The sequence below is a fragment of the Myxococcus sp. CA056 genome (genome assembly GCF_013336715.1).
Lineage (GTDB): Bacteria > Myxococcota > Myxococcia > Myxococcales > Myxococcaceae > Myxococcus > Myxococcus llanfairpwllgwyngyllgogerychwyrndrobwllllantysiliogogogochensis.
In genome coordinates, this window is sequence record NZ_JABUMT010000020.1 from 130651 (window position 1) to 146844 (window position 16194).

8 protein-coding genes are annotated in these 16194 nt (G+C 69.6%); 6 read left to right on the forward strand and 2 right to left on the reverse strand.

From position 1 onward, the window contains the following. Positions 1 to 3 precede the first annotated feature (3 nt). The 6 genes from HUA76_RS41425 (at position 4) to HUA76_RS45910 (ending at position 13116) form a co-directional block, all read left to right on the forward strand. Positions 4 to 963 (forward strand): hypothetical protein, encoded by a 960-nt coding sequence (locus HUA76_RS41425; RefSeq protein ID WP_174457705.1) that lies wholly within the window; start codon positions 4 to 6, stop codon positions 961 to 963. 59 nt (positions 964 to 1022) lie between these two features. Continuing rightward, positions 1023 to 1505: a GNAT family N-acetyltransferase gene (locus HUA76_RS41430; protein WP_174464023.1), complete on the forward strand. Its 483-nt coding sequence runs from the start codon at positions 1023 to 1025 to the stop codon at positions 1503 to 1505. A 75-nt stretch (positions 1506 to 1580) separates the two neighbouring features. Next, positions 1581 to 2948, forward strand: coding sequence for a serine/threonine-protein kinase (locus tag HUA76_RS41435; RefSeq protein ID WP_174464024.1), 1368 nt, complete (start codon positions 1581 to 1583; stop codon positions 2946 to 2948). Positions 2949 to 3188: 240 nt separating this feature from the next. Further along, positions 3189 to 9152 carry an alpha-2-macroglobulin gene (locus HUA76_RS41440; protein ID WP_174464025.1) on the forward strand — a complete coding sequence of 1988 codons (5964 nt, stop codon included), beginning with the start codon at positions 3189 to 3191 and terminating at the stop codon, positions 9150 to 9152. Further along, on the forward strand, positions 9149 to 11461 hold the full coding sequence (pbpC, locus tag HUA76_RS41445) for a penicillin-binding protein 1C (RefSeq protein WP_217440882.1): 2313 nt from the start codon (positions 9149 to 9151) through the stop codon (positions 11459 to 11461). Before HUA76_RS41440 ends, pbpC begins: the two co-directional genes overlap by 4 nt. Before the next feature lie 47 nt (positions 11462 to 11508). Then, positions 11509 to 13116: a hypothetical protein gene (locus HUA76_RS45910; protein ID WP_254614819.1), complete on the forward strand. Its 1608-nt coding sequence runs from the start codon at positions 11509 to 11511 to the stop codon at positions 13114 to 13116. Positions 13117 to 13118: 2 nt separating this feature from the next. Here the strand turns inward: HUA76_RS45910 and HUA76_RS41455 are convergent, their stop codons facing one another. Both HUA76_RS41455 and HUA76_RS41460 read right to left on the reverse strand, forming a co-directional pair. Then, positions 13119 to 15257, reverse strand: coding sequence for a catalase (locus HUA76_RS41455; protein WP_174464026.1), 2139 nt, complete (start codon positions 15255 to 15257; stop codon positions 13119 to 13121). A 244-nt stretch (positions 15258 to 15501) separates the two neighbouring features. After that, positions 15502 to 16158 (reverse strand): SRPBCC family protein, encoded by a 657-nt coding sequence (locus HUA76_RS41460; RefSeq protein ID WP_174464027.1) that lies wholly within the window; start codon positions 16156 to 16158, stop codon positions 15502 to 15504. Between the last annotated feature and the right edge of the window lie 36 nt (positions 16159 to 16194).

Below are 16194 nucleotides of genomic sequence, written 5' to 3' on the forward strand. Positions count from 1 at the left end.
GGGGTGACGGAGACGGAGATGAAGCTGGGGCTGTCGGGTCCTGACCTGCCAGTCCTGGTGCGGGCCATGGTCAGCCGACTCCTTCCGAAGACGTCCCCGAGCGCGCTCTCGGTGGACTTCACGGACCAGTCGCCCGGCGCGGACTGGCTGGAGACGCGCATGCTGAATGCCCGGCGGCGCGCGAAGGCCGTCTGGGCGGGCGACTCCTGGAACTTCCTCCTCGTCGAGTCCCCCGTGGCCCTCGTCGCGGGGTCGCATGAGAGGGACGCGCGGCAGGTGCTCGCGGAGCTGGCGCCGCTGCCCTTCTTCCTGGCGTCGTTCGCCAGCCTGTTTTCGGACTGGAAGGTCGACGGCAAGGCGTACGCCGCGCCCATCCTGGATGACCTGCACTACCCGCACGGCTGGGGCTGTGCGTTCCGCGGCCAGGGCCACGCGCGGCTGGTGTCGCGCCGGTGGCTGGAGTTCGGACCGTGGCGCCTGTTGAAGGGGCCGGACGACGTCTCCCTGGTCCAGTTCCATGACCTGGAGGCGGACTCCGCCACGGCGCTCGCGGAGGCGAAGCCGGGCCATGCGCGCATGGGAGCCAACGCGGAGGGCGGCATCATCCGGTCCGGGTACAAGCGCAAACACACGTTCGACGGCTTCTATGAGCCGAAGGACAAGCTACTGCGCATGGTCATCCACGGCCGCGACGTGTCCGCCAGCGAGATGCTGGACGCGTGCTCGCTGCGTCTGGACGGCGCGGTGGGGCCCGGGCAGCCGCTGACGCGCGTGGCGTATGTCTTCATGGAGCCGGAGCGGGCGCGCGCGCACCTGCACGAGCTGTGGCTGCGTGAGCTGGAGTGCTGGACGATTGAAATGGGCAAGGAGGTCCGGCTGGACAAGGACTACCGCCCGACACCGGTGAAGCCCGACTGGGTGAAGGTCGTGGAGGCCCGGGAAGCGGGCGCGACGAAGCGCTGAGCCCGGCGTTCCGCATTCCGGGCTTGCGTGGCGGCTTCGGGCTGGGAAACATGTTTCGCATGACCCAGCAAGCGGTGTCTCCCGCCGTGTCCGGTGTGTATGTGGTTCATCGCCAGGACGGTTTCGTCATCTCCGACGACTCCGCCCGCCTCGACGTGGACGTGGTGCATGGCTACCTGACGCGCTCGTACTGGAGCCCGGGTATTTCGCGCGCGCTGGTGGAGAAGGGGATTCGTCACTCGATGGTCTTCGGCCTGTATGGCGCGGACGGCGCGCAGGTGGGCTACGCGCGCGTCGTCACGGACCGGATGTCGTTCGCCTATCTCTGTGACGTGTTCATCCTGGAGACGCAGCAGGGCAATGGCCTGGGCAAGTGGCTGATGGAGGTCGTCTTCGCCCATCCGGACCTCCAGGGGCTGCGGCGCTTCCTGCTGGCCACTCGGGACGCCCACGGACTGTATGCCCAGTATGGCTTCACGCCCCTGAAGAGCCCGGACCGGTTCATGGAGCGGCATGACCCGGACGTGTACAGCCGGACGTAGCGGGATTCGGTTGGCCCATGGTTCGCATTCGCCCCGGAGGGCTCCGTAGACTGGGGCCCTTGCGGGAGGTGCGGCGTGGAGCGTGTCCGGTCTCAGTCAGGGCTTCGTGAAGAGGACGCGGGCGCGGCGTGTGTGGTGTGTGACGCCATGCTGGAAGGTGCTCGTTGCGCCCATTGCGGCGCGGCCGTGGCGCCGGGCGGATATCGCGTCCTGCGGCTCGTCTCGCAGTCTCCGCATGGTCGCGTGTACCTGGCGGTGGATGGGCAGGGGGCGCGTGTCGCTCTGAAGGAGCTGCTGTTCGCGTTGGTGCCCGGGGTGGAGCAACTCGACGCCTTCGAGCGGGAGGCCACGGTGCTGCGCTCGCTGGAGCACCCGGACATCCCGCGCTTCGTCGCGAGCTTCAAGGAGGGCAGCGGGGTGGGGACGCGCCTCTATCTCGCGCAGGAGCTGCTCGAAGGGGAGACGCTGCTCGAGCGCATCTCTCGCCGCCGGCTGGACGAGGCGGAGGCGTGGACGCTGGCGGAGCAGGTGCTTCATACGCTCTCGGCGCTGCATCGGCGCACGCCCGCGCTGGTGCACCGTGACGTGAAGCCGGCGAATCTCATCCTCCGGCCGGATGGACGCGCGGCGCTGGTGGACTTCGGCGCGGCCCGTCACCTGTCGCGCGATGTGACACATGGGTCCACGCTGGTGGGGACGTTCGGGTACATGCCGCCCGAGCAGCTCGGTGGCACGGTGGAGCCCTCCTGCGACCTCTACGCGCTGGGCGCGACGCTGGTCCATGGGCTCAGTGGACGCGAGCCCGCGGACCTCGTCGACGAGGGACTGGTGCTGTCGTTCGAGCAGCACCTCCAGGTCTCCGAGCCGCTCCGCGTCTTCTTGAGCAGGCTGCTCGCGCCGAAGCGCTCGGCGCGGTTCTCCTCGGCGGTGGAGGCGCTCTCCGCGCTGCGGGCGTCGGTCGAGGCACTGACGGTCGAGCCCTCCACGCCAGTCGTTTCGGCCTCCTCGGACGAGGGAGCGAAGGCGTCAGGTGAAGGGCGGGAGCGGAGCGGTGCGCATCCGCCCGTGGAGTCCACCGTCGAAGCCTCGGCGGCCGTGGCCGTACCCGTCACTGTCGAGAAGGCCGAGGAGCGTGCTCAGCCCCCACTCGAGGTGGTCACCGCTCATGAGGAGACAGAGGTCACTCGCGGGTCCTCGCAATGGAGCAACCCGCGTTGGGTCTTCGCCATACTGGCCTTGACGGCCTTGCTGGTGGGCCTGATTCGGCTCATGCCGCACCGAGGAGGCAGTGAGGTGATGGTCGTCGACTTTCCGGACTGGGGCAGCCCGTCCTACAACCCACCGCAATCCCAGCCGGCAAGCCCCGCAGGCCATGAGAAGCGCCGCTGGTTCGAGCTGCCCTGGTCAAGTGGCTCGCCGTCAAGTGGCTCGCCTTCGTACTGACGCCGCGGGCCCGGCGCACCTCACCCCGACGCCCTCCCTCCTGAGTCATTTTCGTCTCGGGTGAGCGGTCAGCCAGCCGCGCGTGGGTGGTGACTCGCGGCTCCTCGCGCACGGGACGCGCGGTCCTCGGTACACAGCCCCCCTGTTTCAGTTTCACCCGGCCGCCGTGCTTACATCGCGCCGCGCTGGCCCCGTGCTTGCTCTCTCGCTGAGCTGGCTCCCGCCGCCGCACGACACCCCATGTCCTCAAACGAATCCGAACCCACCCCGCCGAGACCTCGGCTCGCTCGCCGCATCTTCGGTGAGCTTCGCTGGACGCCTCCCACCTGGGCCGCCGTGCTGGGCCACGCCCTCGCCCGTTTCGCGCGCGCCGTGTTCGGCTGGGTCCGCCGCAATCCCAAGCGCATCGCGCTGTCGGTCGTCGCCCTGGGGCTGCTCGTCGTCGCGGCGGATGCCGGCTATCGCTGGTATCAGAGCCGGCCTCAGCCGGTGCGCTACTCGCTCAGCGCCACGTCTCCCTCGTTGACGCCTCTCGACGACGGCACGCCTCGGTGGGACTCGGTGCACGTGCGGTTCACCGGCTCGGTGGCCCCGCTGGAAGCCATCGGCAAGCCGGTGACGGCGGGCATCACCCTCAAGCCCGAGCATCCTGGAACGTGGCGCTGGTCGAATGACCGGACGCTCTCCTTCGTTCCGGGTGCCGACTGGGGCGTGGGGCAGGAGTATCGCGTCACGCTGGACCGCTCGCTCTTCCCCGAGCACATCCTGCTCGAGTCCTACGAGACGCTGTTCCGCTCGGAGCCCTTCACCGCGTCCATCAACAGCATGGAGTTCTACGAGGACCCGCGCAATCCGAAGGAGAAGCGCGTGGTGGCCACGGTGGCCTTCTCGCATCCGGTGGACCCGGCTTCGCTCGTGCGCAACCTCTCGCTGCGCTTCGACGTGCCCAAGGAAGGGCTGCTGGGCTCACGTCCCCAAGAGCACAAGTTCAACGTCACCTACGACAAGCTGAAGGGACAGGCCTACCTCCAGTCGGACCTCATCCCCATCCCCGACAAGGAGGCCACCATGGTGTTGCGGATGGCGTCCGGCGTCCAGGCCGCGCGAGGCGGCAAGGGGACCGAAGGGATACAGGAGCGGCAGGTCACCATCCCCGGCATGTTCAGCTACTTCCGCGTGTCGGGCACCAACGTGTCGCTCGTGCGCAATGACCGCTACGAGCCCGAGCAGGTGCTCATCGTCAATCTGACGACGGGCGTCACCGAGGAGGAGCTGCGAAAGAACCTCCAGGTCTGGGTGCTGCCCAAGGACAGGCCGGCCACCGCGGACGAGGCCGCGCGCACCAACCATTCCTGGAGCGATGCGCGGCTCATCGGCGACGAGCTGCTCGCGAAGGCGGAGAAGCTGGCGCTGGACCCGGTGCCCGCGGACAAGGAGCACGCCACGCTGCACAGCTTCCGCATCCGCGCGGACGTAGGCCGCTACCTCTACATCCGGCTCAAGAAGGGCACCCGCTCCGCCGGCGGCTACGTGCTGGCCGAGGAGTTCAACAGCACCGAGTCCGTGCCGCGCTTCCCCGAGGAGGTGAGCATCCTCCACGAGGGCGCGCTGCTCAGCCTCGCGGGTGAGAAGAAGGTCACCGTCCTCTCACGCGACGTCCAGGCGTTGCGCTTCCAGTTGGGCCGCGTGCTGCCGGACCAGCTCAACCACCTGGTGAGTCAGACAGAGGGCCGCTTCGCGCACCCCAGCTTCAGCAACTACCGCTTCGACGAGCAGAACATCACCGAGAGCTTCTCCGTGGTGCGCCCGCTGGAAGGCGTGGGCCGGGGCAAGGCGCAGTACGCCGCGTTCGATTTGACGGAGTACCTCACCCCCGCGAACAACCCTTCGGCCCGGCGGGGCCTGTTCTTCTTCAAGGTGCAGAGCTGGGACGCCGCGCACAATCGGACGACGGGCAAGGAGGACTCACGGCTCCTGCTGGTGACGGACCTGGGTCTGGTGGTGAAGGACAGCGCGGATGGCTCGCATGACCTCTTCGTGCAGTCGCTCGGCGCGGGGCTCCCCGCCGAAGGCGTCACGGTGAGCGTGCTGGGCAAGAACGGCCTGCCGGTGCTCAGCGCGACCACCGATGCGGACGGCCACGTGGCCTTCCCCAAGCTGACCGACTTCACGCGCGAGCAGACGCCCATCGCCTATCTGGCGCGCAAGGGCGAGGACTTCGCCTTCCTGCCCTTCAATCGCTCGGACCGGCAGCTCAACTTCAGCCGCTTCGACGTGGGCGGCATGACGAGCGGCACCACGCCGGAGCGCCTGACGGCCTTCCTCTTCTCGGACCGGGGCCTGTACCGACCCGGCGACACCTTCCACGTCGCCATGGTGGTGAAGCCCTCCGATTGGAGCCAGCCGCCCACGGGCGTGCCGCTGGAGGCCTCCGTCACGGACCCTCGCGGCCTGGAGGTGCACAAGCAGAAGCTCTCCCTCTCCGCCACCGGACTGGAGTCGCTCCAGTACACGACGGAGGAGACGTCTCCCACGGGCCACTACGCGGTGAACCTGTACGTGGTGAAGGACGGGCTGCGAGGCAGCCTGCTCGGCTCGACGCAGGTGCGCGTGGAGGAGTTCCTCCCGGACCGGATGCGCATCACCACGCGCTTCGAAACCGACCGGCTCGAAGGCTGGGTGCCGCCCCAGGGGCTCAAGGGCCGGGTGACACTGAAGAACCTCTTCGGCATCGCCGCGGCGGACCGGCGAGTGTCCGCGGAGCTGTCTTTCAGCCCTGCGTATCCCGGCTTCCGTCAGTACCCGGGCTACACCTTCCATGACCCGATGATGGCGACGCGCAGCTTCAGCGAGCGCCTGGAGGACTCCACCACCAACGACGAGGGCGAGGTGGAGCTGGAGCTGGGCCTGGAGAAGTTCGAGAAGGCCACGTGGCGTGTGTCGCTGCTCGCGGAGGGCTATGAGGCCGAGGGCGGGCGAGGCGTGTCCTCGGAGGCTTCCGTGCTGGTGTCACCCCTGCCGTACCTCGTCGGCTTCAAGCCGGATGGTGGGCTGACGTACCTGAGCCAGGGTTCGGCGCGCTCGGTGGACTTCATCGCGGTGGACCCGACGCTGAAGAAGAAGGCCGTGCAGGGGCTCAAGGCGGAGCTCGTCGAGCGGCGCTGGGTGTCCGTCCTCACGCAGCAGCCCAATGGCACGTACGCCTACCAGTCCGCGCGGCGCGACACCGTGCTGCGCACGCGGGAGCTGACCATCGGCGAGGCCGGCTTCAAGTACGCGCTGTCCACGGAGCAGCCGGGCGACTTCGTGGTGGTGGTGAAGGACGGGGAGGGCACGGAGCTCAGCCGCGTGGACTACACGGTGGCGGGGCACGCCAACCTCACGCGCACGCTGGAGAAGAACGCGGAGCTGGAGGTGAAGCTCTCCCGTCAGGACTACGCGCCGGGGGATGAAATCGAGCTGAACATCAAGGCGCCGTACACCGGCGCGGGCCTCATCACCCTGGAGCGCGAGCGCGTCCACGCCTGGGCCTGGTTCAAGGCGGACGCCACCAGCACCGTGCAGAAGATTCGCCTCCCGCCGGGTCTGGAGGGCAACGGGTACGTCAACGTCACCTTCGTGCGCGCCATGGACTCGCAGGAAATCTTCATGAGTCCGCTGAGCTACGGCGTGGTGCCGTTCTCCGTGAGCAAGGACAGCCGCGTCCTGCAGGTGACGCTGACCAGCGCGGAGAAGGGGCGTCCGGGAGAGCCGTACCGCATCCGCTACAAGGGCAACCGGCCGGGCCGCGCCGTCGTGTACGCGGTGGACGAGGGCATCCTCCAGGTGGCGAGCTATTCGACGCCGGACCCGCTGGCGCACTTCTTCAAGAAGCGCGCGCTGGAGGTGCGCACGGGTCAGATTCTGGACCTGCTCCTGCCAGAGTTCTCCGTGTCGAAGGCCGTGTCCTCCATGGGCGGCGACGACGAGGGCATGGCGGCCATCGGCAAGAACCTCAACCCCTTCAAGCGCAAGCGGGACAAGCCGGTGGCGTACTGGTCCGGCGTCGTCGACATCGACGAGACGGAGCGCGAGCTCGTCTACCCCGTGCCGGACAGCTTCAACGGGGAGCTGCGGGTGATGGCGGTCGCCGTGGGCCAGGAGTCCGTGGGTGCTTCCACGCGCCGCGCCGTCATCCGGGGCCCCTTCGTCATCACCCCCAGCGTGCCCACCTTCGTCGCCCCCGGGGACGAGTTCAACGTGGGCGTGGCGGTGGCCAACAGCGTGGAGGGCGCGGGCAAGGGGAGCGAGGTGACGCTGGAGCTGAAGACCTCCGAGCACCTGGAGGTGCTGGACGAGGCCCGGCGCACGCTGAAAATCGATGAGGGCCGAGAGGGGAGCACCACGTTCCGGGTGCGCGCGAAGTCCGTCCTCGGCTCGGGGACGCTGACCTTCACCTCGTCGCTGGGCAAGGAGAAGGGGCGGCAGTCCGTGGACCTGAGCGTCCGTCCGGCTGTGCCCTACCTGACGTCCGTGAAGGGCGGCTACGTGAAGGACGGCGAGGCGGACCTCGCGGTGCCCCGGAAGATGCACGGCGCCTTCCGCACGCTGGAGGTGAGCGCGTCCCCCATGCCGCTGGGCCTGGCGCGCGGCCTGTCCGCGTACCTGGAGAAGTATCCCTACGGTTGCACCGAGCAGCTCGTCAGCCGCGCCTTCCCGGCGGTGACGTTGAAGGGACGCCGCGAGCTCTTGGGCCAGGGGCCGCAGGTGGCCGATGCCAGCTTCGCCGCCGCGCTCCACACGCTGCGCACCCGGCAGAACGACGAGGGCGCCTTCGGCTTGTGGGCCGCCAACTCGTATGCGCCCGTGCTGCCGAGCATCTACGCGCTGCACTTCCTCACCGAGGCGAAGGAGCGCGGCTTCGCGGTACCCGCCGACATGATGAACCGGGGCCTCACGTGGCTGGGCACGCTGGCGGAGCGCGAGCCGCAGGACCTCACCCAGGCGCGCAACGTGGCCTATGCGCAGTACGTGCTCACCCGCAACGGCAAGGTGCAGGGCTCGGCGGTGAATGTCCTGCGCGAGTGGCTGGACGCGAACGCCGCGGAGACGTGGCCGGTGGACCTGACGGCGGCGTATGTCGGCGCCACGTACAAGCTGCTCAAGCAGGAGAAGGAAGCCACACGCGCGATGAAGAAGGTGCTCATCGGCGCGCCCCAGGAGAACGACTACGCGGCGCTCTACGACGGGCTCGTCTACGACGCGCAGGTGCTCTACCTGATATCGCGCCACTTCCCGGAGCGGCTCCCCAGCATCACCGGGGCGATGCTGGTGTCGCTGGCGAAGCCGCTCGGAGAGGAGCGCTTCAACACGCTGTCCTCCGCGTACGCCATCCTCGGCCTGGAGGCCTACGCGAAGGCGCTGGGTGATCAGGGCACGCCGTCGCGCGCGGGCGTGGCCCTGCTGGAGAAGGTGGCGGACACCTTGCGTCCGCTGACGGTGCCAGAGGGACTCTTCCCCAAGGTCGCCTTCTCCGAGCAGGCCACCTCCGTCCGGGTGAAGAGCGGAGCGAGCGCGCCGCTGTTCTTCCAGGTGACGCAGGCGGGCTACGACGCGCAGGTGCCCACGGCGCCCATCATCGAGAAGCTGGAGGTGCAGCGCGAGCTGAGGAGCCTGGACGGCAAGGTGGTGACAGACGTCCCGCTGGGCGGCGAGGTGGAGGTGCACCTCAAGCTTCGCGGGCTGCAGGGCAACACGTCCCACATCGCCATCACCGACCTGCTGCCAGGAGGCTTCGAGGTGGTGCTGGAGCGGCCCGCGCCTCCCGAGCCCGAACCCGAGGCCGAGCCCGAGTCGGAGGGCGACTCCGAATATGGCGAGGGTGACAGCTCCTCCGAAGGGGACGAGTCCTACGAGGGCGGCGGGTCCGAGGACGAGTCGCAGGACAACTCCTACCGGGAGCCGGAGCCCGCGCCCGTGGCCGGTGGGTGGCTGCCGCCGGTGGGAAGCGATCGCTCCAGCTTCAGCCCCGAGTACGTGGACGTGCGCGAGGACCGAGTGGTGCTCTACGGCACGGCGGGCACCACCGTCACGGAGTTCATCTACCGCATCAAGGCGACCAACGCGGGCCGCTTCGTGATGCCTCCGGCCTTCGCCGAGGGCATGTATGACCGGAGCGTCAAGGCTCGCTCGGTGGCGTCGCAGGTGACGGTGACGGCGCCGTGATTCGACGGGGGTGGCGCAAGCTGCTGGGGGTGGTGCTGGGGCTCGCGGCGCTGTACGTCGCGGTGCCCCGGCCGCCGCTGCGCGAGGGGCTGGGCTTCTCGCAGGCGGTGTTCGACCACGAGGGCCGGCTCTTGCGCCTCACCCTGTCCCCCGACGAGAAGTACCGGCTGTGGGTGCCGCTGGAGCGCATCCCCGCGACGCTCGTGGAGGCCACGCTGCTCCACGAGGACCAGCACTTCCGCTCGCACCCGGGCATCAACCCCGTGGCCCTGGGGCGCGCGGTGTGGAGCACGTACCTGACGGGCGGGCGGCGCATGGGCGGCTCCACGCTCACCATGCAGCTGGCGCGCATCCGCTATGGCATCGAGTCGCGCACGCCCGGCGGCAAGGTCATGCAGATGCTGCGGGCACTTCAGTTGGAATGCACCTGGTCCAAGGACGAACTGCTGGAGGCGTACCTCAACCTGGCGCCCTATGGCCGCAACGTGGAGGGCGTGGGCGCGGCCAGCCTCGTGTACTTCGGCCGGGACGTGGCCCGGCTGACCCTGGGCGAGTCGCTCACCCTGGCCGTCATTCCGCAGAGCCCCGCGCGCAGGGACCCGGGCCGGGACTCAGGGTCGCTGACGGCCGCGCGGCTGCGCCTCTTCGAGCGCTGGCGGGTGGAGCACCCCGAGGACACGGAGCGCCGGCCGCTGTTGGCCCAGCCGCTCCCGGTGCATCAGCCGGAGGACCTGCCCTTCCTCGCGCCGCACTTCGTGGGCAGCGTGCTGCGGCGGGCCCCCGTGGGCGCGAGCCTGACGAGCACGTTGGATTTGCCCCTGCAACGACTGCTGGAGCGCCACGTCCGGCAGTACGTGGAGCGCCGGCGCGACATGGGCATCCGCAACGCGGTGGCGATGCTGGTGGACTGGCGGTCGATGGAGGTGCGCGCGGCGGTGGGCTCGGCGGACTTCTTCGACGCGCGCATCGAGGGCCAGGTGGATGGCACGCACGCGAAGCGCTCGCCGGGCTCCGCGCTCAAGCCGTTCATCTACGGGCTGGCCTTCGACGAGGGCCTGCTGCACCCACGCACCATGTTGAAGGACTCGCCGCTGGGCTTCCGGGGGTATGACCCGGAGAACTTCGACGGGGAGTTCGCGGGACCGCTCCCGGCGGTGGAGGCGCTGGTGCGCAGCCGCAACGTTCCGGCGGTGGCGCTGACGAAGCAGCTGCGCGCCCCGGGCCTGCATGGCTTCTTGCGCAAGGCCGGTGTGACGGGCCTGCGCGACGAGCAGCACTACGGCCTCTCCCTGGCGCTGGGCTCCGCCGAAGTCACCATGGCGGAGCTGGTGGAGCTGTACGCGATGCTGGGCCACGGCGGCCACCTGCGCCCGCTGCGCTGGACGGTGGACGCTCCCGTGGAAGAGGGCGTGAAGCTGCTGAGCCCGGAGGCCAGCTTCCTGGTGCTGGAGTCCCTGGCCACGGCGAATCGGCCCTCACAGTCCTTTCGCTCGGAGTGGACGCGCGACACGGTGCCCGTGGCGTGGAAGACGGGGACGTCCACCGGGTTCCGGGACGCGTGGAGCGTGGGCGTGGTGGGGCCCTATGTCGTGGCGGTATGGGTGGGGAACTTCGACGGGCAGCCCAACCCGGCCTTCGTGGGACAGACGGCCGCCGCGCCGCTGATGTTCGAGCTGGTGGACTCGGTGCGCTCGCGCGACGCGGACGTGCGCCGCGTGCTCCAGACGCCTCCGGAGGGCGTGAGCCGCGTGCGCGTGTGCGCGCTGTCCGGGGGGCTGCCGGGGCCGCACTGCTCGCGCAAGGTGGACACGTGGTTCATCCCGGGCACCTCGCCCATCCACACCTGTGACGTGCACCGCGAGGTGTGGGTGGACGCTCGCTCGGGGCTGAGGGCGTGTGGACCGGGGCCCTCCACCCGCGCGGAGGTGTTCGAGTTCTGGCCGTCGGACCTGCTGCGGCTGTTCCAGAAGGCGGGCCTTCCCCGGCGCGTGCCGCCTCCGGAGGGCGAGGACTGTGGCCTGGAGCGCAGCGCCAGCACGGGCACCGCGCCGCGCATCACCACGCCCGAGGAAGGCGTGGACTACAACCTGCGGGCGTCGTCGGAGTCCTCGCGCGCGGTGCCGCTGTCGGCGGTGACGGACGCGGACGTGCGGCGGGTGTTCTGGTTCGTGGACGAGCAACTGGTGGGCACGGCCTCGCGGGGTGAGCCACTTCAGTGGGACGCGAAACCAGGGACGTATGTGGTACGGGCGGTGGATGACCGGGGCCGCTCGGACGCGAGGACGTTGCGGGTTCGCCTCGTGCGCTGACCCAACGGGCGCGGGCCGGGCTATCCTCGGCGGGACGAGGAGTGGCCATGGCGAACGGACAGAGGCGGGGCGGTGGGCCCGGCCGGAGCGAGGAGACGCGCATCGCGCCCGAGGAGGATGAGGACGCGACGCGGGACATCCCGTCGTCCTACCGCCCGGAGGAGACGCGTCTGGCGCCCCCGGAGCCGCCCCATCCCGAGACGCGTATCGGCCCCCTCGACGCGCAGGAAGAAATCATCACCGACGTGCGCAAGGGCCAGTCCGCGGAGGCTCGCGGTGGCCGTGCCACGGGAACTCGCCCCTCCGAGCAGCGCGCGGGTGGTCGAGGCCAGGAAGTCATCCAGACGGAAGCGCGAGGGGCGGGGCGGGGCCAGGAAGCCATCCTCACGGAGGCGCGAGGGGCGGGGCGGGGCCAGGAAGTCATTCAGACGGAAGCACGCGCGGGTGGCCGGGGCCAGGAAGTCATTCAGACGGAAGCGCGAGGGGCGGGCCGGGGCCAGGAAGCCATTCAGACGGAAGCGCGAGGGGCGGGCCGGGGCCAGGAAGCCATCCTCACGGAGGCACGTGCGGGAAGCCGGGCGCAGGCGGGCGGTGCGTCGGAGGCGCGGGGTGGCCGAGGCCAGGAGTCCATCCTCACCGAAGCGCGAGGAACCGGCAGAGGCGCGGCAAGTGGCGCGTCGGACGCACGGGGCGGTGGCCGAGGCCAGGAGGCCATCCTCACCGAAGCGCGAGGAACCGGCAGGAGCGCCACGGGCGCACGCGGACGAGGGCCCGAGGTCTCCGCTGCGGACGACGACGAGGACACCTCGGCCACGGGCGTGCACGGTGGCAACGACGAGGAATATCAGCTCTTCACCACGGGCGAGGGTCGGGGCGACGATGCGCTGCCGCCCTTCGCCACCGAGATTCGAGGAAGTGGATCCCCGGCGGCTCCCGCCACGGAGCTGCGCCCACCCGCGCCTCCGATGCTCAGGGCCTCGCCGTCAAAGCCTCCCCCCGCCGCGAAGGCAACGGGCTGGCTGTCGAAGGGGGGCGAAAAGCCGCCCTCACAGGGCCTCACGGCGGGCGTGGTGCGCCTCAGTCCGCTGGAACCCGCCGCTGGCAAGGTGGTCGCCGCCGCGGAGGAGGGCCCCGCGCTGCGGACGATGTTCGCCAACCACTCCGCCCTGCTCGCGGAGCAGCTGCGCGACGCCCTGGCGAAGAAGATGTATGGGCGCGGGCCGCACCGCGTGCTGCGCATCGACGACCCCGAGGGCCCGAGCACCGCGGGCGGCAAGCTGGCCCGCCAGTCCATCTCCCTGGTTCCGCGCAAGGGCTCCGGCCCGTCCGTCGTGTGCGGCTGGGTGGACGTGTCGAAGCGCGAGGCCCAGCTGCGCAGCTTCGAGGGCGTGGCGAAGCGCTACGAGTCCCACCACGGCGAGCCCCTGGAGCTTGCGCCCGAGGAGTACGAGCGCTTCCTCCATGACGTGGAGGACGTGCTCGTCAAGGCGGTCATGAAGGTCCGCCTCATCGTCCCCGAGGAGCAGGCCAGCGCGGGACAGGCGGCGATGGCCGTGAAGGCCCAGTCGCGAGGTGGCGTCCCCATGATTCTGGTGTTGCTCCTCATGGGGGCGGCCTTCGCGCTGGGCCTCTTCGTGGGACGCACGCCCGGCTGACGCTACGCCGGGGGCGGCGCCTCGCGCACCCAGTGCCGGTGCGCGGCGATGGCCTTGGCGAACATCTGCCCGAAGCCTCGCGTCTCGTTCCTGGCGCTGCGCACGACGCCCATCGAGTCATCCAGCCCCTTGGCCATGGGCTGCGACAAACCCGCCGCGTCCAGCAGCGTGGTGGCCGCGCCGGACAGCGCCAGCGCCTTGCAGTGGACGTAGGCCTCGCGCACGAAGTCCACCGCGAGCGGCAGCTTCTTCAGCGCCGTCACGCTCTTGTCTCCGCCGGGGACATAGACGGCGTCGAAGAGCACGGACGACGTGTTCTGGAACGTCTTCACCGGCGTCTCCTTGCTCCCGTCCGCGCTGGAGACCGGGGCGAGCGTGGGGCCCACGATTTCGACCAGGGCGCCCAGCCCCTCCAGCGTCTTGCGCACCTGGGACAGCTCCTTGCCCGCGAAGCCATCCGCGACGAGCACCGCCACCTTGCGCGTCTTGATGGAGTCGTGCGGCGTGTTCTCCATGCTGAGCGCCGGGGACGCCTTCAGCCTGGGCGCGGGCTTGCCCGCCGACGCGTCCGAGGCCTTGGGTGGCTTCGGTGGGGCGACACCCACCGCGCGAGCCACCCGCTCGGCCATCTGCCGGTCGATGTTCACCAGAATCTGGTTCACCACGCGCTCGCGAATCTCCGCGCGCTCCACCTTGCTCACCTCGAACTCGAGCGCGGAGACAAGGTGCTCGCGCTCCGGCTTCGACAGGCTGTTGAAGAAGAGCGTGGCCTGGCTGAAGTGGTCCCCGAAGCTGCCGCTGCGCGCGCGAATCTTGTGCCCCTCCACGCGCTCCTGCCGGTGGACGAACGCCGACTTGGGGTCGGCCAGCATCGGGCAGCCGCCGCCCAGGGAGTTGGGGTGGTAGTTGGCCCGGCTGGTGTTGATGGTCTGCCGGCCGAAGCCATCCTGCTGGTGGTTGTTCACCGGGCAGACGGGCTTGTTGATGGGCAGCTCCGCGAAGTTGGGACCGCCCAGGCGCGTCAACTGCGTGTCCAGGTAGGAGAAGATTCGCGCCTGGAGCAGCGGGTCATTGGTGAAGTCGATGCCCGGGACGATGTTGGCCACGCAGAAGGCCACCTGCTCCGTCTCCGCGAAGAAGTTGTCCGGGTTTCGGTCCAGCACCAGCTTGCCGACCTTCTGCACGGGCACCAGCTCCTCGGGCAGGAGCTTCGTCGCGTCCAGCAGGTCAAAGCCATACTTCAGCTCGTCGCCTTCCGGAACCAGTTGGATGCCCAGCTCGTACTCGGGGAAGTTCCCCTGCTCAATCGCATCCCACAAGTCTCGGCGGTGGAAATCCGGGTCCTTGCCGGACACCTTCTGCGCCTCGTCCCAGACGAGCGAGTGCGTGCCCAGCACGGGTTTCCAATGGAACTTCACCAGCGTGGCCTTGCCCTTGGCGTTGACCAGCCGGTAGGTGTGGACGCCAAAGCCTTCCATGTGCCGGAAGCTGCGCGGAATGGCCCGGTCCGACATGAGCCACATCACCATGTGCGCCGTCTCCGGCACCAACGAGACGAAGTCCCACAGCGAGTCGTGCGCCGAAGACGCCTGCGGAATCTCGTTGTGCGGCTCCGGCTTTACCGAATGGACGAAGTCGGGGAACTTGATGCCGTCCTGGATGAAGAAGACGGGCATGTTGTTGCCCACCAGGTCGTAGTTGCCCTCGGGCGTGTAGAACTTGGTGGCGAAGCCGCGCACGTCGCGCACGGTGTCCGCCGAGCCGCGTGAGCCTCCCACGGTGGAGAAGCGCACGAAGACGGGCGTGCGCAGGCTGGGGTCGGTGAGGAAGCGCGCCTGGGTGTAGCGCTCCAGGGATTCGTAGACCTGGAAGTAGCCATGGGCGCCCGCGCCGCGCGCGTGGACGGCGCGCTCGGGGATTCGCTCGTGGTCGAAGCGGGTCATCTTCTCGCGGAAGTGGAAGTCCTCCAGGAGCGTGGGGCCGCGCAGGCCCGCCTTCAGCGAGTTGTCCGTGTCCGAGATGCGGATGCCCTGGTCCGTCGTCAGCACCGTGTCTTCCTGGCGTGCGCGGTATGCCTCCAGTTGCTCGTTCTTGCTGGGGGGCGGAGGGTTCGGCTTCGACGGAGTCTTGCGCGGCGGCATGAGGGCTCCCAGGGGAAGGAAACGCGCCGGGAACTGGCGCGCTCGCGGTCTACGCCCGCCGTCGTGTGCCAGGGAAAGAGAGGCTCCATCGAAGGGCGCGAGCGTTCACCACCCGCCAGGTCGGGTCCTCGGAGGTGTCAGCGGTCGACACTGCATGCGGCCCACGCGAGGACGCCCCCGCGCGTGGACCCGAGGGGACCACGACACAGGGGCGTCGGGAAGACGGCGTCGTGCTGGGAGGCGACTACGGCGTGGGCTGCGCGACGACCGGCTGCGTGCCCGCGGCGGCGGCGGCGAGCTCGGCGGCGGCCTTCTCCGCCTCCGCCTTCGCGGCGGCCACGCGCGCGGCCTCGGCCTCGGCGCGCTTCTTCGTCTCCGCCTCCACCACCGTCTTGAGATTCGCGAAGCCCGACTCGAAGTCCTTGCCCACCATCGCGTCCATGTCCATGACCATGCACATCGCCTTGGCGATGAAGCCGTTGGTGCCCGTCATGCTCCAGACGACCTCGGTGCCGCCCTCCACGGGCTTGAAGGCGAAGGTGGTGATGCTGGTGGCGGCGAAGGGCTTGATGAACTCCAGCTTGATGCGGGCCAGTTCGTTGGGCTTGCTCTCCTCGATGGTCATCCGACCCTCGCCCACGTCGTCATTGCCCGTCCACCCATAGACGGCGCCAACGCCCGACGCCGCGCCGGAGTGCGTCCGCGTCATGTTCGGGTCCAACCGCTCCCACGGAGACCACGCGGCCCACAGGTGGAAGTCATTCACCTGCGCGAAGGCGATGTCCGGGCTCGCCGGCAGCGTCGCCGTGCGCTGCACGGTGAACTCCGAGGGGCGTGTGGCGATGATGCCCGCCAGGATGAGCAGCAGGGCGGCGAGGCCAATGAGAATCTTCTTGAGCATGGGGCGTGGGGTCCTTGTTCGGGGGCGGCCAGCAGG